The following is a 26,685-nucleotide window of genomic DNA, read 5'->3' as shown; positions in this document are numbered from 1 at the left end:
GGCGGCCAAGCCGCTGCGCACGCGGTCCATCTTTAGCAGCTCGCCAATAACGCCCGTCGATGCAACCGCCACATCGTCCTCACTTACGCCCAAGTGCTGAGCGGCAACCGCCCGCATCTCATAGGCATCGGCCTCGCCCTGTTCTCCGGTGCAGGCATTGGCATTGCCGCTGTTGACAACTACAGCCCGAAGAACTCCACTGCCAAGGCTTTCCCGTGTTACCTTAAGTGGAGCTGCCTGGAATAGGTTCGTCGTATATACCGCCGCAGCCGTTGCCGGAACCTCGCACAGTATGGCTGCGAGATCGTTGCGATCGGTTTTTTTCAAGCCGCAGTGCAGGCCTCCGGATGTAAATCCTCTTGGTGTCGTAATGCTTCCGCCTTCCACGACGGTGTACAGCTTCTCGCTCATGTTCTTATTTCCCGCTTAGCTTTACGGATACACAGGCGTGTAGCCGAGCCCAAGGGTTTCCTCCCATCCCATCATTAAATTGAGATTCTGAATAGCCTGCCCCGCAGCGCCTTTCACCAGATTATCGATAACCGAAATAATGGTGATCCGTCCTGTACGGGCATCCACTGCAAATCCGATGTCGCAATAATTCGATCCGCTGACTTCCTTGGTCGCCGGCCAGATTCCGGCATTACGCAATCGGACAAAAGATCTTCCCTCATAATAGCTGCGATACAATTCAATAAAGTCCTGCTCGCTGTAATCCCCGGCCAATTCCGCATAGATCGTGGTCATAATCCCCCGCGTCATCGGAACGAGATGGGTGGTGAACGTTATTGTCACCTTTTCCCCGGCAATCTCAGTGAGAGCCTGCTCGATTTCAGGGGTATGCTGATGCTTGTTAATCTTATAAGCTTTGAAATTCTCATTCACTTCCGCATAATGAACGCCCACGTTCACTCCGCGTCCAGCACCCGATACGCCCGATTTCGCGTCGACGATGATGCTCTCCGGCTTGATCCAGCCTGCCTTAACCGCCGGAATCAGACCAAGCAGCGTTGCTGTCGGATAGCAGCCCGGATTAGAGATGAACTCCGCACCTGCCACGCGTTCACCGAATACCTCGGACAGTCCGTAGACCGCCTGCTTCAAGTAGCTCTCCTGCGGAGCCGGATGTTTATACCAGCGCTCGTATTCGCCGCCGTCTTTCAACCGGAAATCACCGGACAGATCAACGACTTTTAGCCCCGCCTCCAGCAGCTGCGGAACGAGCTTGGCGCTGACGCCGTGCGGCGTTGCCGTGAACACGACATCCGCCCGCTCCTTAATCTCCGCCGCATCCACGCCGTCCAGATTCCTGCTCAGCACGCCGGTTAAATGCGGAAATCCTTCTTCGATCGGCGCCCCCGCGCTTGAAGAGGAGATCACTGAAGTAATCTCAACCTTCGGATGACCCTGCAGCAGCCTTATCAGCTCCACGCCTCCATATCCAGTCGATCCCACGATTGCCGCCCTTAACTTGCCTTCCACCGTCATTCCCGGTTCCTCCTGCCTTTTCTCTCTATTATACCGGATATATCCACTATCCGCCGTCCTAAGAAATATGTATTATTATACAACTGGATTAATATAAATACAACAGATTATGTAACATTTATATCCGGCAAGAATCGTGGATTCCTTCCCTTATCTTGTACAATCGATAGGCGTAAGCTTATTAAGTTTTATATTTCGAAAAAAAAGAAGCGCCGCTTCTCCTATTAACACAGGAAAAACTACGCTTCTCTCTTGAACCCTTTGCCCAGCACCTCATGCGCGTCGCTGATAATAACGAACGCCCCAGGGTCCACTGAGCGAACAATCGCCTTCAGACGGGACGTCTCATTCTGTCCAACCGCTACCATCAGCACCGTGCGGCTGTCGCCGGTATATCCGCCTTGAGCCTCCAGCTTCGTTAGGCCCCGGTCCAAATCATTCAGAATCGCCTCGGAGATCGCCTCCGTATGGTCCGAAATGATATACGCCACCTTCGTGTAGCTGAAGCCCACTTCCAGCGCGTCGATCACTCTGCCTGTTACGAACAGGCCGATCAGCGCATACATCGCCTGCTCCATCCCCAGCACGAATGCCGCCAGCGTAATCACCGTGCCGTCTAACAGGACGACGGACATGGAGAAGCTAAGGCCGGTTACCTTCTGGATAATCTGCGCCAGAATGGTAAGACCGCCTGTCGAGCCGCGCCCCCGGAACACAAGGCCAAGACCGAGACCGACACCAATTCCGCCGTAGATAGAGGCCAGCAGAGGATTAGCGGTCGGCACCGGACCGTCTTTGGTCAAGTAGATGAACAGCGGCAGCACAATGCTGCCCAGCAGTGACCGTAGCCCATAGTTCCGGCCCAGGATGAATACGCCAAGTATAAAGAGCGGGATGTTAAGCGCCCACTGGGTAAAAGCTGGCTCCGCTTTAAGCCACGACTCTGCCAAGACGGACAAGCCCGATACGCCGCCGGAAGCGATCCGGTTCGGCAGCAAGAACAAATTGAAAGCAAGCGCGGTAATGAGCGAGCCGACGGTGATCATCGTCGTGTCCGCAAGAAGACGGAGCGGTCCGTTCAGCGGAATAAGCGGCGGCCTGCTCCGTGTCTTTATTTTGGACATTGGTTATTCGGCCTCGGTCTTGATCTGGCTACGTAAATATCCGTCGATAAAGGCGTCCAGATCACCGTCCATCACGGCACCGACATTGCCCGTCTCCACTGAGGTCCGGTGGTCCTTGACCATGCTGTACGGGTGGAAGACATAGGAACGGATCTGGCTGCCCCAAGCAATATCCGACTGCTCGCCCCGGATCTCGTCCAGCTCACGCTGCTGTTCTTCCAGCTTGCGCTCGTACAGCTTGGAACGCAGCATCGTCATCGCGCGCTCCCGGTTCTTAATCTGGGAGCGTTCATTCTGACAGGTAACGACTATGCCGGTCGGCTGGTGGGTAATCCGGACCGCCGAATCTGTCGTATTGATATGCTGTCCGCCTGCGCCGGTAGCCCGGTACGTATCGATCTTCAGATCTTCGGTGCGGATCTCAATGTCGATGTCCTCATTGATTTCCGGGACCACGTCACAGGATACAAATGAGGTATGACGGCGTCCGGAAGCGTCGAACGGGGAAATGCGCACCAGACGATGAACGCCCTTTTCTGCTTTCAAGTAGCCGTATGCGTTATAGCCTTTGATCAGCAGCGTTACGCTTTTGATTCCAGCCTCATCTCCTGGCAGATAGTCCAAAACCTCCACCTTGAAACCGCGCTTCTCTGCCCATCGGGTATACATTCTAAGCAGCATCTGACCCCAGTCCTGGGATTCCGTTCCTCCGGCGCCCGGATGAAGCTCCAAAATGGCATTCAGCTTATCGTAAGGCTGATTGAGCAGGAGCTGAAGTTCAAACTCTTCAAGCTTGCCCGTCAGCGCTGATACATTCGTTCCGATCTCGGCAGCCAGTTCCTCGTCGCCTTCTTCCTCGGCAAGTTCGGCCATAAGCAGCGCGTCGTCATATTCCTGCTGCAGCTTCTGATATTGGTCCACACTGGATTTAACAGCGTTCATTTCGGCAATAACGCCCTGCGCCTTCTCATTATCATCCCAGAAATCCGGAGCGGCCATCTTCTCCTCAAAGTTAGCGATCATCTCCTGCTTGAGGTCTAAGTCAAAGAGACCCCCTAAGGTTAGTTAATTTCTTGCCGATTTCACGCAAGTCTTGCTTTACACTTGGATCAATCATGACTCACTGCACCTTTCCGTGAAAAATATACTTGAATAGATTTAATCAGGAAGAAACGGCTGAGCCGCTTACGGGAATCTCCCCGGCCCAGCCGTTCTACGTTTTCACCCTGCCGCTTTTACCTGCGGGTTAACCCTTAGGCATTTTGTCCGTGGCAGTTCTTAAATTTCTTGCCGCTGCCGCAAGGACAAGGATCATTGCGTCCCACCGTCTGGCCGACCGCTACCGGACGTTTCTCGGCAGGCTCGCCGTTTGTGGAAATCTTATTCTCCTCCACGACCGATTGACGCTCTTGGTTCGTCTCGATGTGAGCCTTCATGATGTAGGTCGCTACTTCTTCCTGAATAGTCGCCGTCATTGCATTGAACATCTCAAAGCCTTCAAACTGATATTCGCGCAGCGGATCGGTGCCGCCGTAAGCGCGCAGATGAATCCCTTGGCGAAGCTGGTCCATTGCATCAATGTGGTCCATCCATTTGCTGTCGACGGCGCGCATCACGATAACCTTCTCGAATTCGCGCACCAGTTCGGAGCCGAGACGTTCTTCGCGGGCCGCGTATTTCTCCAGCACCTTCTCGAAGATGAACTCCACGATCTCCTCCGCTTCCTTGCCCCACAAATCGTCGCGGGTAAGGGAGCCTTCGTCCAGCAGCTTGCTATTCACATAGTCCGCCACTTCCTGCAGTTCCCAGTTCTCGGGGATATCATCGCTGCAATGAGCCTGTACGACCCGATCGATGACCGGCCGGATCATTTCGATGACAACATCCTTGATATTGTCCGATTCCAGAATTTCACGGCGCTGCTTGTAGATGATTTCACGCTGTTGGTTCATGACATCGTCATATTGAAGAACGACCTTGCGGATATCGAAATTGTTGCCTTCGACCCGTTTCTGTGCCGACTCCACCGCACGGGTAATCATCCGGCTCTCAATCGGCTGGTCTTCTTCAAAGCCCAGACGCTCCATCATATTCAGCACGTTGTCCGCGCCGAAACGCTTCATCAGTTCATCGCCCAGCGACAGATAGAACTGCGTCGAACCCGGATCGCCCTGACGGCCCGCCCGGCCGCGAAGCTGGTTGTCGATCCGCCGGGATTCATGGCGCTCGGTGCCAATAATATGCAGGCCGCCGACTTCCGCCACACCTTCACCCAGAATAATGTCGGTGCCTCGGCCCGCCATATTGGTTGCAATCGTCACGGTGCCGGGTTGTCCCGCATGCGAGATGATCTCGGCTTCCGCCGCATGATGCTTGGCGTTCAGCACCTGATGCTTCACGCCCTTGCGCTTCAGCATTTCCGAGACGCGCTCGGAATTCTCAATCGATACCGTACCAACCAGCACCGGCTGGTTCTTCTTATGCCGTTCCACAATCTCCTCGACGACAGCGTTAAACTTGCCGTTCTCGCTCTTGTAGACCACATCAGGCATATCTGCACGCTGATTCGGCTTATTCGTCGGTACCTGGAGAACTTCCAGTCCGTAAATTTTCTTGAATTCCTCTTCTTCCGTCTTTGCCGTACCGGTCATTCCGGCCAGCTTACGGTACATGCGGAAGTAGTTCTGGAACGTAATGGTGGCAAGCGTCATGCTCTCGTTCTGTACCTGGATTTCTTCCTTCGCCTCAATCGCCTGATGCAGCCCGTCGCTGTAACGGCGTCCCGCCATCAGCCGTCCCGTAAATTCATCGACGATGACCACCTCATCATCCGTCACCACATAATCGACGTCGCGGCGCATAATGACGTTTGCCTTAAGGGCTTGAACAATATGGTGGTTAAGCGTAACATGGCTGTGGTCATACAGGTTCTCGATGCCAAAAGCCTTCTCAGCAAGCGCCACGCCTTTCTCAGTCAGCGCGACGGACTTCACCTTGATGTCCACGGTGTAATGCTCTTCAGCCTGCAGTCTCTTTACAAAGCGGTCTGCGGCATAGTACAGCTCCGTCGACTTCTCGGCTTGTCCGGAAATGATGAGCGGCGTCCGCGCTTCGTCGATCAGAATGGAGTCCACTTCGTCAATAATGCAGAAGTAGAGCGGGCGCTGCACCATTTGCTCTTTGTAAAGCACCATGTTATCGCGCAAATAGTCAAAGCCAAATTCGTTATTCGTGCCGTACGTAATATCGCAGGCGTAAGCATTCTGTTTATCGGCATGGTCCATGCCGTTCAGGTTAACCCCGACCGTCATGCCCAAGAAATTGTAGATTTGTCCCATTTGGGCGCTGTCGCGCTGGGCCAGATAATCATTGACCGTAACGACATGCACACCTTTCCCAAGCAGAGCGTTCAAGTAAACCGGCAGTGTACCTACCAGCGTCTTGCCCTCGCCGGTCTTCATCTCGGCGATCTTGCCTTCATGCAGCGCCATTCCTCCAACGAGTTGGACGTCAAAATGCCGCATGCCCAGCGTGCGTCTCGAAGCTTCGCGTACGGTTGCGAATGCCTCCGGCAGGATTTCCTCTAGAGTCTCCCCTTGCTCAACCCGAGCGCGGAACTCCTCGGTCTTAGCTCTTAAGGCTTCATCGGACAGCGCCTGAAATTCCGGCTCCAGTCCATTAATAACTTCGACCGTCTTCATCAGACGTTTGACATCGCGTTCATTCGTATCGCCAAATATCTTCTTAACAAGTCCTAGCATGGTTAACCCCTTTCATGCAACACAGATGGTGGAACCTCAGCCCATCCTCAACAATATTGAAAGGGCCGCTTTACCGTATCCGATTCCGCTGCTTCATAAATTGTATCAGTTTGTAAGAGTTGCCGCAATACAAGCAGAAGTCACCTGTTCTGCAGACATACTTATATACGCACAAGAGCCCCATCCGCTTCACGCGAATAAGGGCTCGGGTAAATTTTTTTCATCAAGTCTGTTTCGGCTATCCAAGGATGTTCTTAAGCAATTTCGGCGCCTGAATTATAGTTCAGCCTTGTTCAATCAATCCGTACTTGCCGTCATTGCGTTTGTAGACGACGCTAACCTCGGAAGTGTCAATGTTGGAAAATACAAAGAAATTATGTCCCACCATATTCATTTGCAGGATCGCTTCCTCCACGTCCATCGGCTTCAATGTGAAGCGTTTGTTGCGCACGACCTCCAGCTCTTCATCCTGTTCCTCCAAGGCGACGGAGCCCGCCGATCCATTTTCCACAAAAAGCGTCTTCAGGCTTCCTTCCTGGCGGAACTTTCGATTGAGCTTGGTTTTATGCTTGCGGATTTGGCGCTCCAGCTTGTCCACTACACCGTCGATAGAAGCATACATATCTTCACTGCGAACTTCCGCCCGAAGCGTGACACTGTTCAGCGGGATAGTCACTTCCACCGTATGAAGACCCCGTAACACGCTGAGCGTCACGTATCCTTCCTGGGTAGGGGGCGCATCGAAATACTTCTCAAGTCTGCTGAGCTTCTTATCAACATACTCTCTCAAAGCGTCGGTCACTTCAATTTGTTGACCTCGAATGCTGAATTGCATGGGCACTCCTCCTTTGCACCTTTATTATACCAAAACGTAAGCTCCATGTAAAAAGTTTAAAATCCTCTAATACGCTTTCAAGTACAAAAAAAAGACCTGAAGCGACAAGGCTCTCAGGTCCGCGGGTAAATCCTCTGTTATCGGTTGTTGAGCTTTCTATTCCGCTGTTTTTTACTTGGTCTGCACGGTGACGACTTCCACCGGCGAATAACTTCCGCTGCCGTTGCCCGCTACAAGATAAACCTTGTATTCCTTACCGCTGGCAAGACCGATTATTGTAATTGGAGTTCGGGTGCCGGCCGTAACCGTCAGAGTTTCGCTCCAGCCGCTGCCAACTGCTACACCCGCGGCGTTTTGCCCGTTCCATACCTGTACGGCGCTAGGAGCTGCGGTTCCCGTGGCAACCGACGGATCGGACGGAATCACCACATAACGAATTTGGCCTGCGGAGTCCCCAACCGCTCCATAAGTCACGTATACTACGGATGTTACGGTAGTCGATTCTCCCGGGGCGGCGTAGGTGACTCCCGTTACGGTGCTGCTGGCCGCCGTTTTGAAGTCCACTCGTGCTGCACTCAATGACTTATTGCCGTATTGATCAACAACAATGATGAATGCGGAATAATCCGTATTGGCCGTCAGTCCATAGACAGAAAAGGATACCGTGCTGCCGGCAGTCGCGGCTTTGAAGCCTTTATTGGCGACAGTAACGCCGCTTCCTGCCGAACCGAGATACACGTCGTTAACGGTTGGCAGTGCAGCCGTACCGGGTGCGACCACATAGTAGACCGAACCGGTGACGCTCGATGTCAAGTAGACATCAGCTGTTACCGCACCTACATGGCTGTAGGTTGCTCCGCTAACTGTCGGATACACGACTGTATCTCCGCCGCCACCGCCGCCGCCAGTACCGGCAGAAGGTGCCGGAGTAGGTGTAGGCGTTGGTGTCGCGCTCGGCTCACCGGAATAGTGGGCGGCCGAATTTCCGACGATGTTTACCGCCTCCGCGCGAGTAAGCGATTTCTTCGGAGCAAACGTGCCATTCGGATAGCCGTTAATAATCTTCAGATTGGCCGTCGCTGCAACCGCTCCACGGGCCCAGATCGAGATTTGCGCAGCATCCTTGAACGTCGCCTGTGTCGTATCGTTGCTCAGATGCAGTACATTTGCGGCAATAACCGCAGCCTCCTGGCGTGTAATCGGATTGCTCGGACGGAAGGTGTTATTCTCATAGCCACGGATATAGCCGGCTTTAACCGCTTTCGCCACCTCGCTGTAAGCCCAGTTCGAGGCCTTGACATCGGTAAAAGTAACCGTTGCCGTGTCTTTAAAGCTGAACAGGCGATTGATCAGGGCCACATATTCCGCACGTGTAATCGCTTTGTTCGGTTTAAAGGTGCCGTCCGGGTAGCCCGTCAAATATCCTTTGTCCAACCAGTCCTGCAATTTGCTTTGCGCCCAGTGACCTTGAATATCCTTAGGCGTGGGGGCAGCGGATGCGGCGCTAAGCGAGCCGAACACCATCCCGATTCCAAGCATGCCGGTCAGAAGACCGCGCCAAAACTTTTTCATTCTGTCGTTCACTCTCCTATCTTTGTGGTGGGAATAGTCATAAGCAAGACAGAAGAAAGCTCAACGATTACCCATCATCCAAGTTCTAGGATGAATTAACAAATTCCTGCTTGATTTTTTACAAATCATGCATTCTTCTAAAAAATGCAACAAAAAAAGACCCCGGAGTTTCCAGGGTCTTACGCTAGCGTTGTCTCAATTTGCTAACCATCTACCGTATATGTAGGTCGGCTGTGCCGGATGATTATAATTTGATTACGTTAGCTGCTTGTGGTCCGCGTGCGCCTTCCACGATATCAAACTCAACGGATTGTCCTTCTTCCAGCGTTTTGAAACCTTCGGTTTGGATCGCGGAGAAGTGAACGAATACGTCGCCGCCTTCTGCAGTCTCAATGAAACCGTAACCTTTTTCTGCGTTAAACCATTTTACTTTACCTTCCATTGCTTGAACATTCCCTTCATCATCAAATGAACGTGAGTTTTGCTCACAATTCTGACTATAACACCGCCGCTTCTCCATTGTCAATTGGGATAGAAAGTGTTTTCTCTCTTAAAATTCCCAATGATTTTGTCCCGGGAACAAGCTTTAGCAAACTCAAAATTATGAACATACTTTAACATAACCGCTCAGATCGGTTTTGAATCATTAAATCGATTTAAAAATTTTTTCAAAATAGCCATCATGCTTCCTAATGCTTAAATTAAATTCCCTGCAGCAATTGGGTTAATTGGTCAATGATAAACTTCTGGTCTTCCTCTTTCATATTTGTATCCGAAGGAAGACAAATGCCGTTTTCAAACAGATGGCGGCTCACATCCAGATCCTGTTGGTGGCTATAATATTTAACATCTTTGAATAGCGGCTGCAAATGCAGCGGCTTCCAAACCGGGCGTGATTCGACATTGAAGCTTTCCAAATGCAAAATAATGTCGGTAACGGAGGCGGCGATAGTGCGGGGCTCCAAAGTCATCGCCGTCAACCAGCGCGTGGAACGGCCATAAGCAGCCTCAGGCATAAACCGAACGCCGCTTATTGGGGAGAGCGCTTTGCGGTAATTCTCAAAAATCTCTCTTTTTCGGGAAATACGCTGCTCTAATACCTGAAGCTGGCCCCGCCCGATGCCCGCCAAAATATTGCTCATTCGATAGTTATAACCCAGTTCGCTATGCTGGTAATGCCTTGCCCGATCCCGGGCCTGCGTAGCAAAAAAACGGGCCTTTTCCAATAAAGCCAGGTTGTCCGAAACAAGCATCCCCCCGCCGGAGGTCGTAATAATCTTGTTGCCGTTAAACGAAAACACGCCCAATTTGCCGAACCTTCCGCTCATTTTGCCATTGCAGACGGCTCCAAGTGATTCTGCCGCATCTTCAATAATCGGAACTTCGTATTCATCGCAGATTTGTTTAAGGCGGGCATAGTCGGCGCTTTGACCATACAAATTGACAACAATGACCGCTTTGGGCTTGTTGCCTTTGGAGGAATATTCCCGCAAAGCGCGTTCCAGTGCTTCAGGAGACATATTCCAGTTCTCCGGCTCTGAATCAATCAATACCGGAAGGGCGCCTTGATATAATATCGGATTAGCGCTAGCTACAAACGTAAGAGAGGAACAGAATACGATATCCCCGCTTCCCACGCCAAGCAGCACTAAGGCAAGATGAATAGCCGCCGTGCCGGAGCTAAGGGCTACCGCCCCCGCGCTTCCGACATATTCCGCCAATTCCGTCTCAAAGCTGTCGACATTTTTCCCAAGAGGAGCCACCCAATTGGTCTCAAAAGCTTCGGCAATATACTGCTGCTCCAAGCCGCTCATATGCGGTGAAGACAGGAAAATTCTAGGTCTCTCCATCATGAACCTTCCTCCTTCATTTCTTCTGCTTAATTCTATTAACACCGGCTCAGTAGGAGATTGTTTTCTGAATCCATTCGTCCGTCCCGGAAATTTCTTTTAATCTGCTCACAATACTGCTACTCGTATTGGCCTTCCCGTATACATTATCCATCTCCGCCACCGACTTCCGGAAACTTTCCGATAACGCACCATGAAGCGCGGGAGCAAGCTCGGCGGCATCTTCGGAAATATCAATCACGTTCCCGGAGCGCTCTCTTCTCCCCTGGCGGCTCCCAATATTAATAACCGGCACATGAAACGAGGCTGCTTCTATGATGCCGGAAGAGGAATTCCCAGCCAGAACAGCTGCATTCTGAAGCATTGTCAGATAATCAAGATGCTGCAGGTTCGTCACGCGGAACAAATGGGGGTGCCGGGCAAATTGATTATAAACTTCTTTGATCGCATCGGCGCCCGCATCCGCGTTCGGCATTACGCACAGCAGATCTTTTCCGCTATCCAGCAGAATCTGCACCATCTCTTTTAAGATTGCCAGGTTTGCAGCCTCTGTGGTCACTGGATGATAGATGAACAGGATATAGTCGTTAGACATATTTAAATCGTATTTTTGTTTGACCTGCGCAAGTTCGGGCAAGCGCGTGTTCATCATCGTTTCAATTCTCGGCGCCCCGACTACATGAATCCTCCACGAATCCTCGCCCATTTTAATTAACCTTTCCCGGCTCCCCTCCGTAGCGGTCAAATGAACATGGGATAATTTACTGATAGCATGGCGCACAGACTCGTCAATCGTGCCCGACACCTCTCCTCCATGAAGATGAAACAGCAAAATGTTCATATGCGAAGCAGCAATGGCGGCGGCAAGCATCTCACCACGGTCTCCGAGAATCAGCATACAGTCCGGCTCGATCATTTCCAGAGCTTGGGTCATGCCGAGAATCGCAAGGCCTATGGACTTAGCCATATTCCCATGCGTCGAGCCTTGAATAAGGCAGTCCACTTGAGCGGAGATTCGAAAGCCATCCTGTCGGATATGCTGTATGGTATAGCCGAATTGCGGCGACAGATGCATTCCCGTCACCAGCAGATGGAGATCCAGATCCGCATCCTCTTCTATAGATTGCAGGATCGGGTAATAAATTCCGTAATCGGCCCGCGTCCCTGTGACAACGAGCACTTTTTTCACATCAGGTCTTCCCATCGTATCAATTCGTCCCTTTCCATATCCCGCATCAGTTTTCTGCCAATTAGCTTCTCGTAGAATCCAGGCTCAATTCCGGTTCCGGGCCGTTTGACAGCTATATCTTCCCCAGTTAGTACATGCCCTGCACTCAGATTTCTAGCGATAATCAGACTCTTTCTGGCCACAGCCCGTGTAGCCTTCTCTGAAGGCATACATCTCTTGATTCCGTCACCCTTCGCCATCTCCACATTACGGATTGCCTTTACCATGGCTGTGAACTGATCCGGTTCCAGTGACGCCGCATGATCAGGCCCAGGCAGAGAACGGTCCAGCGTAAAATGCTTCTCGATAATTTTGGCCCCGATTGCGGCAGCCGCAATCGCAATTTCAATTCCGTCCGTATGGTCAGAATATCCGGTTGCCCGGCCATACGTCCGCTTCAACGTATCCATTGCCGCTAAATTCACGTCCTGAAGCGGCGCCGGATAGTCGGATGTACAATGAAGCAGAGCCACTCCGCAATTCTCCAATGCAGCCAGAGGAGCGCGGATTTCATCAAGTTCCGCCATGCCTGTCGACAGCAAAACCGGCAGACCATAACGGTTGATTTGTTTCAAAAAAGGGATATTATTCATGTCTCCCGATCCGATCTTGAATGCATCGATAGAGATGGAATGCAAAAAATCGGCACTTTCTTCATCAAAAGGAGTAGAAAGAAAATCAATGCCTTTTCCCGCGCAATATTTCTGCATGTTTGTAAAATCTTCAAAGCTGAGCTCCAGCTGTTTGAGCATCTCCAATTGGCTGTTCGAAGACATCGTATTTTGTATTTGATACTGCGCTTTTGGAGCATGCTTGGACACGAGTTTGTCACTGCGAAAGGTCTGGAACTTCACCGCGCTTGCTCCGCAGCGGACAGCCTCGTCAACTGATTTCAAGGCCAAGTCCATATCACCGTTATGGTTGACTCCGATTTCCGCAATAATATAGATAGGGGCCTGTCTATCTGTGAAAATATCCCTTACCGACAAAAACACCACTCTCCTTAATCATACGCTTCGTCCTTACGCTACCCATTTTGACCCAATATAAACTCCGCAAGCTTCAAATCAAATTCTTCGTCGATATCAACGGAACGCTCCCTTGGCATGATGTAACCGGCATTGCAGTCACCCACCATTTTATTGCCGTTAATAAGCAAGTCTCTGGTTAATATATAGATAGCCCCGTTAAGTGCGTATAATTGCTCCATTTCCTGTCTTCTGAGGTGAACCGTCTGTCCCTCTTGATAAGATTCCAGCCTTCCTTCCCGCATCTTTCGCAGCAAATAAGGATAGGCAGGAGCCTCCGAAACACTCTGCAATGAGTCCGCCTTCTGATTCAAAAAAATCTCAAACGCAGTATTAATATCACTCGCACTCCGAAGCGGCGAAGTTGGTTGAAGAAGAAGAATATACTTGAAATGCCTCCCAAGTTCCTGTTCGTAGAAGGTTACCGCGTGACGAAGGACATCAATGCTTCTGGCTTCATCCGTAGCCAGCTCTGCCGGACGGATAAAAGGCGCCGATGCCCCCGCGCCCCGGGAGAACTCGGCTATTTCCAGGCTGTCCGTGCTGACCGTTACCTCCGACACATAAGGACTTTGCAAAGCGGCGTGAATGCTGTAGTCAATCAAGGGCCTGCCCGCCAATAAGCGCATATTTTTATTGCGTATCCCCTTTGAACCTTTCCGGGCCGGAATGACCGCCAGACAATCAGCGCATGTCATAAGCCTCTCCTCTTAAACCCAAGGCTGTATTCTTTAATTAATGAAGCGATCTCCGACAGATTCAGCCGAGGCGCCGTGAAAGAGGAATATTCTTGGCGCTTAGCAGGCGAAAATCCAGGATAATATTGTTCTTTCGGATTAAAAAAAGAAGGAATGATATACATTTTGTTATTCTCAAACGCTCTCTCCGACTCTTCCAGCGTCATCAGTTCCTCATACAGCTTCTCCCCTGGGCGTATGCCCGTTTCTATAATTTCACTGCTTGTGCCGGTTCCCGTCGCCTGATTGTAAGATTCAATAAGACACTGGGCCAGATCGGTTATCTTCAGGATTGGCATTTTAAGCACAAACACTTCTCCGCCCTGTGAATGTTCCGCAGCATCCAGCACCAGTTGGGCAGCCTGCGGGATAGACATCATAAACCGGGTCATTTCTGCATGTGTAATGGTAACGGGCACTCCTTTGGCAATCTGATCGCGGAATAAAGGAATAACAGAACCTCTGGAACCCATGACATTCCCAAACCGTACACAGGAAAAAATCGTCCCTCTGCTGCCTTTATAATGGTTGGCTGCCGATATTAGACGTTCCGACAGCAGTTTGGTTGCTCCCATTGTATTGGTCGGGTTGACCACCTTGTCCGTACTGATAGCAACCATCTTTTTAACATTATGCTCAATGGCCGCCTCAATTACATTCTGAACACCGACGACGTTGGTCTTGACGGCCTCCATCGGGTTATATTCGCAGGAAGGCACATGCTTAAGCGCGGCTGCATGAAAAATGTAATCCACGCCTTCCATTGCATAATTCAGCCGCTTCTGGTCGCGGATATCGCCTATGAGATAACGGACATTGGAGTATTCTTTCAGTTCCTGCTGCATTTCAAACTGCTTGCTTTCATCCCTGCTGTAAATCCGGAGTGCCTTCGGGTTGGAGCTCAAAATTTTACGGACAATCTCGCTTCCTATGGAGCCGGTCCCGCCTGTAACAAGAACAACCTTGTCAGTATACATGTCTACCTCTTTTCCCGAAATGAACTTTCCGTTTCGATGACTTTCTCTACGCGAAGGATGGCTTCTGACATAAGTTCATCCAAGGTAGGAATAACCTCGGCAATATCTTTTAATAAGCGCCCCAGTTGGTCGTAAATTAAATCCGCTTTGGCTATCAGGTTCTGCTCGGTGATAATCATCGGCAGCGCTTGGTCAAATCTCGCAACCTCCAAAGGAATAATCGTTTCGAAAATGGGAGAAAACCATTCTCTGTTGGCAATCCGGCCCCATAACTGCTCAATCTGTTCGATGGTGCTCTGGGCTTTAGCGGGTCGTGTGCGGCTGAATTCACGTATTTTGCCGAGCGTTTTCTCGATTGCATAGATTTCGTCTTTCACTTTTAGTAGATCTTCGCAGGTTGCTTTCAGTCTTGATTTCACAAACTCCGCCTGTTCCAGTTGAAACGGCCGTCCCCTATGCTGCAGCCAGTCCCCGATAACATGTTCTGCCACCTGCTCGTTCTTCAGCTCTTCATACAGTTCATCGATCGGCCGGAACGGAACCCCTTCAATCACGGCACCGTTTCGGGTCGTATTGATAAACTCAATGTCCGGAAGCTCCGAAATCATGCTCTCCAGAACTTCTTTCATAAATAAGAGACCGTCCTCAGTCGTATTGTAAGTTCCCTTAACATTTAATACCTTTAGGCTTGCTTTTTGCACATTCTGATTCGTCTTCTCTTCAGCAAAATGCCCGATGCCGTCCGTATAAAACTTTTGATCAGGAAAAGATAGATCCTGTCCCGCCAAAAGAATACGCTTTGCGCCCAAAATAGCGGCCAACTGGATCGCATTGGCGGCAACCGTAGCTGCCGGAGTTAGTAGTATTTGTTCCTGATTTATTCCCATGAAAAATTGAGAAATGAGATCGTTTTTCATGATACCATAAATCCGGTTCGTGCCTTTACGTTCGGCTATTTCGTAGTAGGAGGACGAGGTAAAGAGCAATGGAGCCTGCAGTGTATCCGGATTGGAAAAAATTTTATTATTCACCGGATGCCCATCCATGATAACAACTGCATGAGGCTGAATTCCATTTTTGATCAAAGCCTGAATACTGGAGCCGCCAGCGATGATGATCGCATGCTTACGCATCTTACGAATCCATTCGATATCTTCTTGCAGCGAAGGCCCGGAAGAGACAATAATGGCGCTTGAGCCTTTAGCGGAATATAACATCTCTTCCACAAAAGGAGAGTTGAGACCGTCAGACAGATGATACAAGTAATTGCGCATCCAATCCTTTCGAAAAAAATTCTCCGTGTGCTTGTTTGTGAAATAATTGCTGCGGTAATCGTCGAAATCCTTTCGAAGCTTCTGCAAGGTTTCCGTATGATCCTGCAAATAGCCGCGCATAGCGACAAATGCCATTTCTTGCTGAACATAGCTGCAAAGCAAATGAAATAACAGTTTCAATTGCGACTTTCCAACCGCAACAGCATACAAATTGGGTGACTCCAGAACCGGCTTCAAATCATATTCAACCAGCGAGTTATAGAACAGCTCCACATCCGGTTCATACACAAATAACCAGCGGTCAGGGTATAAATCCAACAGATCGGCTATACTGAATCCCCTTTGGAAGCCGTACACAAATACAATCTTGCAGCTTCCAACAGAGCCCTCAACCGCTTGAAGCCAATCTGTATCACGTTCAAAACCTTCCATATATGAAACCTTCGGAGACAAGCCTTCCTTCTCCAGCCCTATCATTTCCATAGAAACATGGGGGAATCTTTTCTCTAAAATCTCGTTATTTGCCTGAAAGCAGGTCAAGGTAACACCGCCCATCCTTGATTTTAATAAGTATTATATCGGAAAAATAATGTATGAAGTGAACAAAAAAACCACCACTTGAAAAATGATGGTCTACAATATCTTATTTGTGGTAATCGACAAACCAACTGTCGGGGCTGTACATTTTCTGATAGGCCTGCTGCTGTATTCGAATTGCACCCTTTTTCTCAAGCCATTGTCCAGCCTCGTCTTTCAGCTTCTGCATACGTGCAAGAATTAAATGGTCATTTCCGAGCAGCGCATGAATTTGTGATTTATGATTATCGTCGATTTCCGCCCGGAACGTCTCCAGCTTCCTGACCAATTCCTCCCTGTCCTCTGTAAAACGTTCAAATTCCTCTTCCGTAATCTCATCCAGCCGCTGCAAAATTAGGTCCGTAATCTCCTTCAAATGAACCAGCAACTGCTGAATTTCCATTTTTGGCATTACAGATCACCCATCGTCGCTTGCATTTTGCTAGCTTCCACCCAAGCTTCACGCAGCTCCATTAAATGTTCCAGCGCTTCCTGTGCGGGAATTATGTTTTTTTCAATATTGGATTTGATTAGCAGATGAAGCAAGTATTCATAAATGGCCAAAAGCTCCTCTGAGATTGAATAGTCAAAATTGAGCGCCGAGATTAACTCGTGAATAATGGCCTGAGTTTTGCATAGATAGTTGTTGGCTTTCTGGTAGTCGGATTCTTGAATCCCCTCAATGCCGGCGCGTAAGAAGCGTACCGCCCCATCGTATAGCATAATCAGCAGCTTGGGCTTGGAAGCCGTCTGCGCCTGTGTCTGCTGATACATCTGATTAGGCGACTTAAGCATCTACATTCCCTCCCTCGGTTAGGCCATTCCTGATAAAGAGCTGGATGAACTGTTATATCTGTTAATGGCAGTTTCCATTGCGGTAAACTTTTTATAGTAATTGGTCTCTATTCTATTAAGGCGGTCCGTCATATCGCTGATCCGCGTATCCAGACTATACAGTTGTTCACCAATAGTACTGTTGGAGATAAAAGCTGCCGTGAGATCGGTGCTTACTTTTGATGTACCAGCCGTTTCGGTCAATCTTTGCAGGGATACATTGCCAATCTTCTTCAGTTTTGCAATGATCCCGTCTTTGTCAGTATAATTGTTGGTTAATTTCGTAGCAGCATCCTGACTGCCGAAAAACTTGGATACGATGTCCGGATCATTATCAATAGCCGCACGAAGCTTATCCTGATCAAGAATCAGCTTGCCTCTCGTTTCATAAGTGCCGGTTGTAATCCCCAGTTCCGCCAAAGAAAGCGGCTTGGGTTGGCCAAATCCATCCACTCGGCCGATGTCCACGCCTTGTATCATCGCATTGCGCATATTGGATACAGCATCCATCAAGATACTGTCGTTCTTCAGCATTCCGCTCTTGGCCTTATTCGTCCAGAGCGTAATTTCATCTTCCTTCATATCTGCCTTTTGTTCGGTGGTGAGCGGCGCATACTTGGAATATCGTTCTTCACCGATCTTGTTGTTTAATGTGGATAACACATCGTTATAGGCATCAACAAAGGATTGGACATTTGCAATTAACGCATCGGAGTCTTTCTGAACCTCAATATGGGTTGAAGCTCCTCCCTCGGTTTTTAGCGTAATGTCCACGCCATTTATTTGGAATGTATTCGAAGATTTAGTTATTTCAAGGCCGTTGACGGTGAGCTTCGCGTCTTTGCCAAGAGAGGAACTTAGTTTGAACGCACTCGCAATACCCGCATCCACAGTAATGGCCGTTGCCCCGGTCGTCTTGCTGGTCAAGGACAATCCGGAAGTTTTATCATAAATCGCCGTTACACCGGCGGTCTGGCTCGCATTAATCTTTCCAACGAATGAATCGATCGTTTCGCCCGCATCCAGCGAGATGGTTGCACCGCCGATTTGTACGGAAGAGGGAACGGCTATTGATAATGCGGACAATTGGGTGCTTCCATCCTGCGCTGTCCATGTGGCTTTGTCCGTAACCGACTTGGACGCTGTAGCCAGATTCGTAACGGAAATATCCATGACTCCCCCATTGGTAGCGGAAGAGGCCGTGGCGGTGATCGCGTCTGTATTTCCTGTAACAACCGCCTTTTGGGCGTTAATTGAAGCGCTGAGACTTAACTTTTGCAGTTTGTCTTGAAGAAAGGAAACCAGCTTCGTGCTTACTTCTCGGTATCCCTCACGTTTCCATTCCAGCACTTGCTTCTGTTGATTCATTTTATCAAGCGGTGCCTTCTCCGCCGTCATCAGCTTCTTGACGATGGAATCAATATCCATGCCGCTGGCCATTCCAGTTATTCTCGTAACCATTCGCGCACCTCCTAAATTTTCTTATCGACAATCAGTCCCGTTACTTCCATCATTTTCGCTACGGCATCCAGAATTTTTTCCGGCGGGACCTCACGGATTAATTCTCCGGTCTCTTTATTCTTTACCTTAATCATTACAGCGTGGGTCTCCTTATGAATGGATATCTCCATCAGTCTCTGCGGACCCTGGATCGCGTCGATGGTCTTCTGCAGCTCCATAATGGCTTTCTGGGAACTACTCGGCTCGCCGCTTCCATTCATTTGGGCTGCTGCCGGGAGAATCTCCGGCGTCGAATCGGATGAGGGCTTGGTCTCGTTTCTTGTATTCGCTATCGCAGGGACAGCTGCCACCGGACTTAAGCCGCTGAGAGAATTAATTGGCTTCACATCGTTTTCCTCCTTAATCGAACTTCAGCGGGAGGGTGTCCGCCCGGACCTGTATTCACTCTGTTACCTTATATATCGGCAGTAGCCGGTGATTATTTAGTCTATAGGAAATTAATTCAATTTGGATTCTTCATAATTTGATTTACAGAAATTGAGAGAGCCGCTCTCGTGTGAGCTCTCTTCATTAACCAAGAAAGGCCCTGCCAAGGGCAGGGCCTTTCTTGCAAAAACTAAATTCCCGAAGCTTAACGAAGCAGGGACAATACGCCTTGCGGAGCCGAGTTGGCTTGCGCCAGCATAGATTGCGAAGCTTGAAGCAGGATGTTGTTCTTGGACAATGCAACCATTTCCTTAGCCATATCAGTGTCACGGATACGGGATTCAGATGCTGTCAGGTTCTCAATGGTAGTACCCAGGTTGTTGGAAGTGTATTCCAGACGGTTTTGCACAGCACCCAGGTTAGCACGTTGCTTGGCAACACTAGTAATTGCGGCTGTCGTTGCACTTAAGGCAACACCCGAGGTCAAGCCCTTGAATCCTGTGGTTGAAATACCTTTAATCGTAATTTTGAATGTATTGTCATCCGCTTGGATGCTGACCGTGGATGTGATCTTGATGTTGTTGAAGTTCGTATTACTCAGGATGTTGTCGATTTGCGCACCCAGCTGTCCAAGCTCAGCCTTGATATTGGATTTGTCGCCAGCACTGTAAGTGCCGTTAGATTGTTGTACGCCCAGTTCTTTCATCCGAACGAGCATGGAGCTGATTTCGTTCATTGCGCCCTCAGCCGTTTGTGCGAAGGAAATACCGTCTTGAACGTTGCGTTGAGCTTGTTCCAGACCGCGGATTTGACCGCGCATTTTCTCGGAGATGGAAAGCCCAGCCGCGTCGTCAGCCGCGCGGTTAATACGCAGACCGGAAGACAATTTCTCCATGTTCTTGCTGGCTGCTGAAACATTCAGACCCATGTTTCTGTGAGTGTTTAAAGCAGGAATGTTGTGATTGATAAGCATATTATTTCTTCCTCCCTGAAATGAAATTAATCCACATCCTTGTGGTAAACGCCAAACCGTTAAGGTCGGCCGCCCTGCGGTATCGGCGTCTACTATACTTATCGACCGAAGTCCGGTAAATGTTTATATGGAGAAGAAAAGATTTTGAATAATTTTAAAAAAGTTTTAAGTGGCATCCAAATTAATTATTCTTGAATTCATCAATTGCCAGCTTGACCTGTGCAAAATTCATGGCCGCCGTTTGGTTATTCAACTGAATCTCCTCAAAAACTTCTTGACGGTAAATATCAATTTCTCTCGGCGCGCTGATTCCGATCTTAAGCGTGTCCCCCTCGACCGAAAGAACCGTAATTACAATGTTATTCTGGATAACAATGGACTCTCCCTTTTTCCTGGCCAACACCAGCATTAGCGCTCACCGCTTTCTTCAGTATTGGTCCACAGGAAATGCCTGGTCGTATACGCCGTATCATGCAGCACAACCTGTTTGGCCATCCGTTTCTCAGTATTCAACACTAGTGGAGCCAGTAAATTGACGGTTGTCTTCTCCCTGTCGGAATGCCAGGTTACAATGCAGCGGACAGAAACCTGCTCCCGATTGTCGATCTCTAGAAGCTGAATGACTTCATCCGAAAGGATGAACTCATAGTCGGGTCTGAGGTGGAAAGGATCAATCGTAATAAACGAAACTTCAGGCTGATCGATTGCACTCAATAAACTGAAAAGCTCATTATGCTCTTCCACACGATACGCCTTCAATTGCTCAAAGCCTGGCAATCCGTTCGGAAATTGATACACCGGAAGGACGGTGTCTGCTGCAGCTGTCTCTAACGTTTGATCTGGGGTCATCATTTATCCTCCTCGTCATGTTAACAAAAAAGCCACGGACGGTCGTCCATAGCTTTGTCAATTCGAATAGATCGTTATTACTGGCGAACTCATACTATCTCATGAAGTCCATCAGCGTCGGTTGCAAAATTTGAGCGGATGATTTAAGTGCTGCTTCGTAGACAGTCTGAGCAGTTGTAGCCTTAATCATCAGACTGGCAACATCGGCATCCTCGGTTTTGGCCTGAAGCGTTGTTAAATTCAAATTCATATCTTGCAGGCGAGATTGTACCAGTTGAATGCGATTGGTACGGGCTCCGACTTCGGAAAGACAGGACTGCATCTTCGTGGCCCGGGATTCAATCTGCCCGAGCTGCGCCGAAATATTCATGTAATCGCGGTTATTCAGCGCGGTTATCAAATCGTCCATTACTTTATACACATTGTCCGAATCCGTGGACTTGCCAAAGAAATCATTGCCTGAAGTATTCACCTGATATACGGAATCACCGCCAATCGCATATTTCACAGCTCCATCATCAGTATCAATCTGAGAGAAGCTGGTGATGGAACCGGAAAGAACATAGGGCGCCTTATCGTAATTCTGTCCGTTAAAAATATATTTCCCCCGCAGTTGGCTATTGCCGATACTGCCCATTTGCTCTTTCAATTGTTCGACTTCCATCCTGATTGCATCCAGTCCGGACTGCGGAACCGTCGAGCTTGAAGCCTGGACCGTAAGCTCTTTGAGCCGCGTCATAAGCGCTGTTGACTGCTGCATCGTGGAGTCTGTATAATCCAGCCAACTGACAGCGGAGTCCGCATTGGATTGATATTGTTCATTGGAAGCCAATTCCGCGCGGTAACGCAGAGCATAGGTTACGCCGACAGGATCATCAGAGGGCTTGTTAATCTTGCGTCCTGTGGAAATTTGGTTGCTCATATCGCTCAGCTTGCTATAATTACGGTTTATATTGCTGAGCGTTTGCGTACTCATCATCCCTTGCGTTACGCGTAATGACATATCTTTACCTCCTGGCCATGGATTAGAGTCCTACTCGGCCCGTTCCGTTTATTAATTTATCCAGCATTTGATCAATTGTGGTCATAAAACGGGAAGCAGCGCTGTAAGCATGCTGAAATTTAATTAAATTCGACATTTCCTCATCAAGAGATACACCGCTAACCGACTGGCGGCTCATCTCAACCTGTTCGGTCAGAAGCTGGCCATTCTCGGATTGGCGTTTCGCCTCTGCTGTCTGTACCCCCAACTGTCCAATAATCGAACTGAAATAATCATCTACTGTGCCGGGTGCGGTAAGCCCTGATGAGAATTGGAAATTGGCCGTTTTAAGTCCCGCTACCGCCAGCGCCAGATCACTGTTGCCTACAAGAACCGATTCGCTGCTGGTTCCAACTTTTAACACACGCATGGAGCTGGCAATTTTATTGGGGTCACTCGCAATCTCGGGATTAAGTGTAATGTTCCGCCCCGATAAGCTTCCACCATCCCTTGACGTAAAGAGCGGGATTCCAGTCTGGGGGGTTGCCCCGCTGACAGTATACCCTAATTGAAGCAGACCATTAATGCCTTTTACCGTTACCTTCGTGTCAGAGGACAACGTTCTATTGTTATTGGCGTTATTAAAGGTTACGTTCACACCGTTAATGTCAAGTACGGTTCCTTCCGGCAGCACCGTTCCCGCAGGCAAAGTAACCTCAACATCACCGGTAGCCAGTGTAACAGCTAAGTTATCTATTTGCCTCCTGTAATCCGCTACGTATTGATTTTGGGATAAAATCATCCCGAAGACTTCCCCGCCGGTCAGGCTTCCTCCCTGATAGGCCGATTGAAGCGTTTCGGACGATACCTGAGTAACCTGAGTGCCTGTAACGACAACCTGTCCACCCAGCGTTACCTGATACCCGCTATCCAGCTGGACTACTTGAACGTTAGCCAATTTAGAGAGCTTATCGATTGCTAAATCCCGCTGATCGCGAAGATCATTCGGATTATCCCCGAGACCTTCCAGCCGGGAGATATTGTTGTTAAGATCGGCCACCGTATTTAAATAGGAATTGATTTCGGTTGCTTTTAAGGCAATACTGGAAGTCAGGTCCGAAGACAGAGCATCCAACTGAGCACTAACCTGATTGATAGCATCCGTAAGCGCCAACGTAGTTTCTTTAACAACGGTACGATTAGTGATGTTCTCGGGGTCTTGGCTCAGATCCGACCAAGAATTCCAGAAATTATCAAAAACCTTACGAATACCCGAATCGGTTGGTTCATTCATAATCGTTTCGAGCTTGTCCAAAGTGCTGTATCTGACACTCCAACTTCCGAGCGAAGTGTTCTCGTTACGGTACTGATCATCGAGAAAGGACTGTCTTACCCGTTCAATGGAATTGAATTCGACACCCGTCCCCAATTGGCCGGCAGCCGTCGAACGTAAAAAGGCGAGTGCTTCCATCGGTCGGGACGCCTGCATTTTGACAGACTGACGTGTGTACCCCTCCGTATTTGCGTTGGCAATATTGTGTCCGGTAGTGTTCAGAGCGGCCGTCTGTGTAAACAGGCTTCTCTTGGATGTTTCTATCCCATGAAATGTTGATGTCATAAGCGTCTTCCTCCAGAGTTATGCACGAGTGTCAAAAAGGCCGGGGCTTTGCACCTTGCCTGACTTATTCGCAGGATGATTATATGTTGCTTCCGAATCGGTATAGTAGGACATACTTTCAATAGAGAACTCTGTATAGGTAAGCACTTGATTAAGCAATTGATGGTTCAGCTCATTAAGCGCCTTTAGTTTCAGGAGTGTGGCGGCAAGAGTAGATTGGGCCCGAAAAAGCTTTTCCTTATCTTCAGGATCGAAAAAGAGGCGCGTTAACTCAGTGAGATTAAGGTTTAATTGGGATTTTATCCCAAAATACTGCAAAATTTGCTGAACCGCTTCCTTGCGATCCTCTTCCAACTGTTGGACTCTCTTATAAACTTTGGCTTCCATGTTCATAATACTGATCAGTTTATCCACCTCATTGGAGATGAGCGCCTCTTTCTTCTGCTCCCCCAATTCAATGAATTTCAAATGCTCCTGATTGTGAAGATCCAGCAAATGGATCAAACGTTCCAAGAGCATTATTATTCACCTGGGCTTTCAGTAGACTGCTTAAAATAAGGGGCGAGTTTCTCGGCGAGTGCGGATGCGTCGACTTGATAAGTACCGGCGGAGACCTGCTGCTTGAGGCTTTGGATTCTTTCAGCGCGTTCTTGATCTACCTTCCCGCTGTTTTGCGCTTCCAAAAGCTTCATGGCTTCCGTAGAAATCGTTACCTCGTCTTTGCGTGTGTTCTTTTTCATCTGATCCTGCCTTTGTGATTCCATACTGCGTTGATACGGATTAATCGGGTTAATTCGTCCGGTATCATTAACTTTCATTGCTAACACCTTCTTTCTAATATAAAGAGGCCGATAATCTTTACTAAGTTTATCGGCCTTGATTGAAACATACTTTATACCTGTAAGCGTAGTTTTTGCGGAAATTATTGGCCGCGCAGCTTGTCTACTGCTCTATAAGCCCCTGCGGAATCCTTCCGGGGCGCTTCCGAAGCAGCAGCTTCCTTGGAGGCATTCATCAAATCTTTGGTCAGTCTGCTGCGGCAGCTATCGCACATATGTCCTTCTCGGATCAGCGTTCCGCATACCTCGCAGGGGTACATCATATTCGGCGCATTCGCAATAGAGATTCGGCCTTCTCTAATAAAACGGGTAATTTCTTTGATTGAAATCTCAGTCGCGTCGGAAAGTTCTTGAATGGTAGCGGTTCTATGTTCCCGCAAGTATTTTACACAAATCTCGTATTGATGTTCCAGTTCCTTAACACATGACTGGCAGAGCTCTATGACATTCTTGATGTATATCCGTCCGCACCGCGGGCAATTATCAATATTCATGACTGGCAGCTCCTCCTTCCTTCTATTTTATCCGTGATTAGACTGTTCATGCTCCTAGATTACATGATTGCAAGGATTTCGTCTACTTCCTGCTGCTTGCCGCAAAGATTTCTTTACGAACGAGCCCAGGTCAGGCTGTAAATTTCGGCCCGGATTCCAGACGAAATTGCCATTCCTTGCAGCGTATCGGCACAGGCCCGGATAGTGCTGCCCGTCGTGTAGATGTCGTCCACCACAATAATTCTTACCGAAGGTGATAAGGATGGGGGGACAGTTCGAATCCCGGAGTTAGGGCTGTCAGGAAACGGAATCCTTCCAGCAAATGGTTGTGTCCACACCGGATTCGGAACAAAAGCGCGCTTCATATCGGCAAGCCGCTCCGCTCTCCCCTTAAAGCTCTGCTTGCCAGTATGATGCGCTCGGATAAGCAGTTCCATAACAGGGATTTTGCGGTGAGCCGATATGTACTGGGCCAGTCTTTCCGCCTGGTTGAAGCCGCGTTCGGCGAGCCGGAGACCGCTGACAGGAACGGGAACAAGCAGATCCGCGTTCCACTTAAGCTTCGCTTCAGCCTCGATTTCGGCCTTAAGTATACTGTAGGCGCTGTCCAGCATCCGCGAGAGCGGCTCGGCATATTTTTCGTCGCCCCGATATTTATACTGGCTGAGCCATTGACGCATCTCGCTGCTGTAGGCGACGGCGCTTCGGTTACGGATAAGAGAAGAACCGTCTGACCCGCGGGCGCAGTCCGGACAGCCCACATGGCGGCCGCACTTCCGGCAGCGGGGCTTGCGTATCCAAGGAATGGTCCGCGCGCATGCTTCGCAGATTCCGGGGAGCACGGTTGACTGGTGTCCCAAACGTCCGCAGGATAGGCATTGCTCCTGTCTAGGGGCCAGAAGGGAATGGGCGGCACGCAGCCAACGGCCTATATTTATTGGATATTTCGCCATTCAAAAACCCTCCTTATGAAGATAGCCTTTGCTGCGGGCAATCCGATTCATTGTCCGAATCTGCGCGCATGCGCCCCGCTGCGAACGGTTCCACTGCGCGGAAGCGAACACAACCCGGCCCTTGGGGTCGCCCTTGGAGCGGCCTGCCCGGCCTGCCATCTGCACCAGAGAAGCCTCATCAAAGAGCCTGTTATCCGCATCCAGCACAAAGACATCGCTTCGCGGCACGGTAACTCCCCGCTCCAGAATGGTTGTTGTTACGAGCAGGGAAATTTCCCGGCGGCGAAAAGCGGTCACCTTTCCGGCCCTTTCGGAGTCCTGCGATGAGGTTCCTTCAATAACGACGCCGGGCATAGCTCGCCGCAGGAGCTGCAGCAGCGGATCAATCTGCGCGATGCGGGCTGCAAACAGAAAAATCTGCGCCTTCCGTTCGAGTGACTGTCTTAGTGTTCTTAATAGCTTTAGCGGCAGCCGTCCGCGCTTCAGGCAGTCGGCAACTGAGGGCATCTTCAAATGTGCCGGCACCGGAAGGGGAAAACCGTGGAACCGGACGGGAACTCTGGCATACGCCAGCCTTCCCCGGCGGACTTCCCGCTGCATTTGCGGCGGCGGCGTAGCCGATAAGTAAATAAAGCTTCCTCCGGGCTTACAGGCCCCCTCGGCGGCAAACGCGAGCATGGGATCGTTATGGTAAGGAAAGGCATCCAGTTCGTCGATAATGACAAGATCGAAGGCCTGGTGGAAACGGAGCAACTGATGCGTGGTCGCGAGGGCCAGCCGGCCCTCCGCCCAGCGGTCTTGGCTGC

28 protein-coding genes are annotated in these 26,685 nt (G+C 49.6%); all 28 read right to left on the bottom strand.

Annotated elements, in window-relative coordinates; all coding sequences use genetic code 11:
• Window positions 1–411: bifunctional ornithine acetyltransferase/N-acetylglutamate synthase (locus L691_RS0101005; RefSeq protein ID WP_025688211.1), on the bottom strand; the 411-nt coding region annotated here is incomplete at its 3' end.
• A 21-nt stretch (window positions 412–432) separates the two neighbouring features.
• Complete coding sequence (gene argC, locus L691_RS0101000; RefSeq protein ID WP_036734537.1) at window positions 433–1,488, bottom strand: N-acetyl-gamma-glutamyl-phosphate reductase; 1,056 nt, start codon at window positions 1,486–1,488, stop codon at window positions 433–435.
• A 239-nt stretch (window positions 1,489–1,727) separates the two neighbouring features.
• Window positions 1,728–2,612, bottom strand: a complete 885-nt coding sequence (locus tag L691_RS0100995; RefSeq protein ID WP_025688209.1) for a YitT family protein — start codon at window positions 2,610–2,612, stop codon at window positions 1,728–1,730.
• Between the two features lie 3 nt (window positions 2,613–2,615).
• Window positions 2,616–3,729 (bottom strand): peptide chain release factor 2 gene (gene prfB / locus L691_RS0100990; RefSeq protein ID WP_156934116.1). Its coding sequence is split into 2 segments (ribosomal slippage): window positions 2,616–3,656 and window positions 3,658–3,729, totalling 1,113 coding nucleotides; the frame shifts between segments, so codons are not numbered across the junction.
• Between the two features lie 136 nt (window positions 3,730–3,865).
• Window positions 3,866–6,373 (bottom strand): preprotein translocase subunit SecA, encoded by a 2,508-nt coding sequence (gene secA, locus L691_RS0100985; RefSeq protein ID WP_025688206.1) that lies wholly within the window; start codon window positions 6,371–6,373, stop codon window positions 3,866–3,868.
• A 283-nt stretch (window positions 6,374–6,656) separates the two neighbouring features.
• Window positions 6,657–7,208, bottom strand: a complete 552-nt coding sequence (gene hpf, locus L691_RS0100980; protein ID WP_025688205.1) for a ribosome hibernation-promoting factor, HPF/YfiA family — start codon at window positions 7,206–7,208, stop codon at window positions 6,657–6,659.
• 171 nt (window positions 7,209–7,379) lie between these two features.
• The gene (locus L691_RS30400; protein WP_025688203.1) at window positions 7,380–8,780 is read right to left on the bottom strand and encodes an S-layer homology domain-containing protein; all 1,401 of its coding nucleotides are present in this window, start codon (window positions 8,778–8,780) and stop codon (window positions 7,380–7,382) included.
• Window positions 8,781–9,024: 244 nt separating this feature from the next.
• A complete protein-coding gene (locus tag L691_RS0100970; RefSeq protein WP_025336789.1) occupies window positions 9,025–9,222 on the bottom strand; it encodes a cold shock domain-containing protein in 198 nt (65 codons plus the stop codon).
• A 259-nt stretch (window positions 9,223–9,481) separates the two neighbouring features.
• A complete protein-coding gene (locus tag L691_RS0100965) occupies window positions 9,482–10,633 on the bottom strand; it encodes a DegT/DnrJ/EryC1/StrS family aminotransferase (RefSeq protein WP_025688201.1) in 1,152 nt (383 codons plus the stop codon).
• A 46-nt stretch (window positions 10,634–10,679) separates the two neighbouring features.
• A complete protein-coding gene (gene neuC / locus L691_RS0100960) occupies window positions 10,680–11,819 on the bottom strand; it encodes a UDP-N-acetylglucosamine 2-epimerase (protein WP_025688200.1) in 1,140 nt (379 codons plus the stop codon).
• Window positions 11,816–12,847 (bottom strand): N-acetylneuraminate synthase, encoded by a 1,032-nt coding sequence (gene neuB / locus L691_RS0100955; protein WP_025688199.1) that lies wholly within the window; start codon window positions 12,845–12,847, stop codon window positions 11,816–11,818. The genes neuC and neuB overlap by 4 nt, the downstream gene beginning before the upstream one ends.
• A gap of 38 nt (window positions 12,848–12,885) precedes the next feature.
• Window positions 12,886–13,584 (bottom strand): acylneuraminate cytidylyltransferase family protein, encoded by a 699-nt coding sequence (locus L691_RS0100950; RefSeq protein WP_036734529.1) that lies wholly within the window; start codon window positions 13,582–13,584, stop codon window positions 12,886–12,888.
• Window positions 13,581–14,600: a UDP-N-acetylglucosamine 4,6-dehydratase family protein gene (locus tag L691_RS0100945; RefSeq protein WP_025688197.1), complete on the bottom strand. Its 1,020-nt coding sequence runs from the start codon at window positions 14,598–14,600 to the stop codon at window positions 13,581–13,583. Before L691_RS0100945 ends, L691_RS0100950 begins: the two co-directional genes overlap by 4 nt.
• 2 nt (window positions 14,601–14,602) lie before the next feature.
• Window positions 14,603–16,306: a motility associated factor glycosyltransferase family protein gene (locus tag L691_RS0100940; RefSeq protein ID WP_232229062.1), complete on the bottom strand. Its 1,704-nt coding sequence runs from the start codon at window positions 16,304–16,306 to the stop codon at window positions 14,603–14,605.
• Window positions 16,307–16,517: 211 nt separating this feature from the next.
• A complete protein-coding gene (locus L691_RS0100935; protein WP_025688193.1) occupies window positions 16,518–16,862 on the bottom strand; it encodes a hypothetical protein in 345 nt (114 codons plus the stop codon).
• Entirely contained in the window at window positions 16,862–17,245 is a 384-nt protein-coding gene (fliS, locus tag L691_RS0100930; protein WP_025688192.1) for a flagellar export chaperone FliS, read from the bottom strand. The genes L691_RS0100935 and fliS overlap by 1 nt, the downstream gene beginning before the upstream one ends.
• 18 nt (window positions 17,246–17,263) lie before the next feature.
• The gene (gene fliD, locus L691_RS0100925; RefSeq protein WP_025688191.1) at window positions 17,264–18,745 is read right to left on the bottom strand and encodes a flagellar filament capping protein FliD; all 1,482 of its coding nucleotides are present in this window, start codon (window positions 18,743–18,745) and stop codon (window positions 17,264–17,266) included.
• 11 nt (window positions 18,746–18,756) lie between these two features.
• Complete coding sequence (locus L691_RS30970; protein ID WP_025688190.1) at window positions 18,757–19,131, bottom strand: flagellar protein FlaG; 375 nt, start codon at window positions 19,129–19,131, stop codon at window positions 18,757–18,759.
• A gap of 245 nt (window positions 19,132–19,376) precedes the next feature.
• Complete coding sequence (locus tag L691_RS0100915) at window positions 19,377–20,144, bottom strand: flagellin N-terminal helical domain-containing protein (protein WP_025688189.1); 768 nt, start codon at window positions 20,142–20,144, stop codon at window positions 19,377–19,379.
• Window positions 20,145–20,325: 181 nt separating this feature from the next.
• Window positions 20,326–20,553: a carbon storage regulator CsrA gene (csrA, locus tag L691_RS0100910; RefSeq protein ID WP_025688188.1), complete on the bottom strand. Its 228-nt coding sequence runs from the start codon at window positions 20,551–20,553 to the stop codon at window positions 20,326–20,328.
• Complete coding sequence (locus tag L691_RS0100905; protein WP_232229061.1) at window positions 20,553–20,996, bottom strand: flagellar assembly protein FliW; 444 nt, start codon at window positions 20,994–20,996, stop codon at window positions 20,553–20,555. Before L691_RS0100905 ends, csrA begins: the two co-directional genes overlap by 1 nt.
• 91 nt (window positions 20,997–21,087) lie before the next feature.
• The gene (gene flgL / locus L691_RS0100900; protein WP_025688186.1) at window positions 21,088–21,996 is read right to left on the bottom strand and encodes a flagellar hook-associated protein FlgL; all 909 of its coding nucleotides are present in this window, start codon (window positions 21,994–21,996) and stop codon (window positions 21,088–21,090) included.
• A gap of 22 nt (window positions 21,997–22,018) precedes the next feature.
• On the bottom strand, window positions 22,019–23,593 hold the full coding sequence (gene flgK / locus L691_RS0100895) for a flagellar hook-associated protein FlgK (protein ID WP_025688185.1): 1,575 nt from the start codon (window positions 23,591–23,593) through the stop codon (window positions 22,019–22,021).
• 18 nt (window positions 23,594–23,611) lie between these two features.
• Window positions 23,612–24,112, bottom strand: coding sequence for a flagellar protein FlgN (locus L691_RS0100890; RefSeq protein WP_025688184.1), 501 nt, complete (start codon window positions 24,110–24,112; stop codon window positions 23,612–23,614).
• A gap of 2 nt (window positions 24,113–24,114) precedes the next feature.
• Complete coding sequence (gene flgM / locus L691_RS0100885; RefSeq protein ID WP_025688182.1) at window positions 24,115–24,411, bottom strand: flagellar biosynthesis anti-sigma factor FlgM; 297 nt, start codon at window positions 24,409–24,411, stop codon at window positions 24,115–24,117.
• 104 nt (window positions 24,412–24,515) lie between these two features.
• On the bottom strand, window positions 24,516–24,926 hold the full coding sequence (locus tag L691_RS0100880; RefSeq protein ID WP_025688181.1) for a TIGR03826 family flagellar region protein: 411 nt from the start codon (window positions 24,924–24,926) through the stop codon (window positions 24,516–24,518).
• Between the two features lie 113 nt (window positions 24,927–25,039).
• Window positions 25,040–25,879 (bottom strand): ComF family protein, encoded by an 840-nt coding sequence (locus L691_RS27445; RefSeq protein WP_025688180.1) that lies wholly within the window; start codon window positions 25,877–25,879, stop codon window positions 25,040–25,042.
• Window positions 25,880–26,685 (bottom strand): helicase-related protein (locus L691_RS0100870; RefSeq protein WP_025688179.1); only part of this gene is annotated, 806 nt, incomplete at its 5' end.

Source organism: Paenibacillus zanthoxyli JH29 (assembly GCF_000520715.1).
In the GTDB taxonomy this organism is placed as follows: domain Bacteria; phylum Bacillota; class Bacilli; order Paenibacillales; family Paenibacillaceae; genus Paenibacillus_AQ; species Paenibacillus_AQ zanthoxyli.
Note: the sequence above shows the minus strand (reverse complement) of the source record. Positions and strands in the feature narration are given on the sequence as shown.

Excerpts from the sequence above, each read along its gene's own strand:
- argC (WP_036734537.1), bottom strand. The coding sequence starts at position 1,488 with ATGACGGTGGAAGGCAAGTTAAGGGCGGCAATCGTGGGATCGACTGGA.
- L691_RS0100995 (WP_025688209.1), bottom strand. The coding sequence starts at position 2,612 with ATGTCCAAAATAAAGACACGGAGCAGGCCGCCGCTTATTCCGCTGAAC.
- secA (WP_025688206.1), bottom strand. The coding sequence starts at position 6,373 with ATGCTAGGACTTGTTAAGAAGATATTTGGCGATACGAATGAACGCGAT.
- hpf (WP_025688205.1), bottom strand. The coding sequence starts at position 7,208 with ATGCAATTCAGCATTCGAGGTCAACAAATTGAAGTGACCGACGCTTTG.
- L691_RS30400 (WP_025688203.1), bottom strand. The coding sequence starts at position 8,780 with ATGAAAAAGTTTTGGCGCGGTCTTCTGACCGGCATGCTTGGAATCGGG.
- L691_RS0100970 (WP_025336789.1), bottom strand. The coding sequence starts at position 9,222 with ATGGAAGGTAAAGTAAAATGGTTTAACGCAGAAAAAGGTTACGGTTTC.
- L691_RS0100965 (WP_025688201.1), bottom strand. The coding sequence starts at position 10,633 with ATGATGGAGAGACCTAGAATTTTCCTGTCTTCACCGCATATGAGCGGC.
- L691_RS0100950 (WP_036734529.1), bottom strand. The coding sequence starts at position 13,584 with ATGACATGCGCTGATTGTCTGGCGGTCATTCCGGCCCGGAAAGGTTCA.
- L691_RS0100945 (WP_025688197.1), bottom strand. The coding sequence starts at position 14,600 with ATGTATACTGACAAGGTTGTTCTTGTTACAGGCGGGACCGGCTCCATA.
- L691_RS0100940 (WP_232229062.1), bottom strand. The coding sequence starts at position 16,306 with ATGGAAGGTTTTGAACGTGATACAGATTGGCTTCAAGCGGTTGAGGGC.
- L691_RS0100935 (WP_025688193.1), bottom strand. The coding sequence starts at position 16,862 with ATGCCAAAAATGGAAATTCAGCAGTTGCTGGTTCATTTGAAGGAGATT.
- fliS (WP_025688192.1), bottom strand. The coding sequence starts at position 17,245 with ATGCTTAAGTCGCCTAATCAGATGTATCAGCAGACACAGGCGCAGACG.
- fliD (WP_025688191.1), bottom strand. The coding sequence starts at position 18,745 with ATGGTTACGAGAATAACTGGAATGGCCAGCGGCATGGATATTGATTCC.
- L691_RS0100915 (WP_025688189.1), bottom strand. The coding sequence starts at position 20,144 with ATGCTTATCAATCACAACATTCCTGCTTTAAACACTCACAGAAACATG.
- csrA (WP_025688188.1), bottom strand. The coding sequence starts at position 20,553 with ATGCTGGTGTTGGCCAGGAAAAAGGGAGAGTCCATTGTTATCCAGAAT.
- L691_RS0100905 (WP_232229061.1), bottom strand. The coding sequence starts at position 20,996 with ATGATGACCCCAGATCAAACGTTAGAGACAGCTGCAGCAGACACCGTC.
- flgL (WP_025688186.1), bottom strand. The coding sequence starts at position 21,996 with ATGTCATTACGCGTAACGCAAGGGATGATGAGTACGCAAACGCTCAGC.
- flgK (WP_025688185.1), bottom strand. The coding sequence starts at position 23,593 with ATGACATCAACATTTCATGGGATAGAAACATCCAAGAGAAGCCTGTTT.
- L691_RS0100890 (WP_025688184.1), bottom strand. The coding sequence starts at position 24,112 with ATGCTCTTGGAACGTTTGATCCATTTGCTGGATCTTCACAATCAGGAG.
- flgM (WP_025688182.1), bottom strand. The coding sequence starts at position 24,411 with ATGAAAGTTAATGATACCGGACGAATTAACCCGATTAATCCGTATCAA.
- L691_RS0100880 (WP_025688181.1), bottom strand. The coding sequence starts at position 24,926 with ATGAATATTGATAATTGCCCGCGGTGCGGACGGATATACATCAAGAAT.
- L691_RS27445 (WP_025688180.1), bottom strand. The coding sequence starts at position 25,879 with ATGGCGAAATATCCAATAAATATAGGCCGTTGGCTGCGTGCCGCCCAT.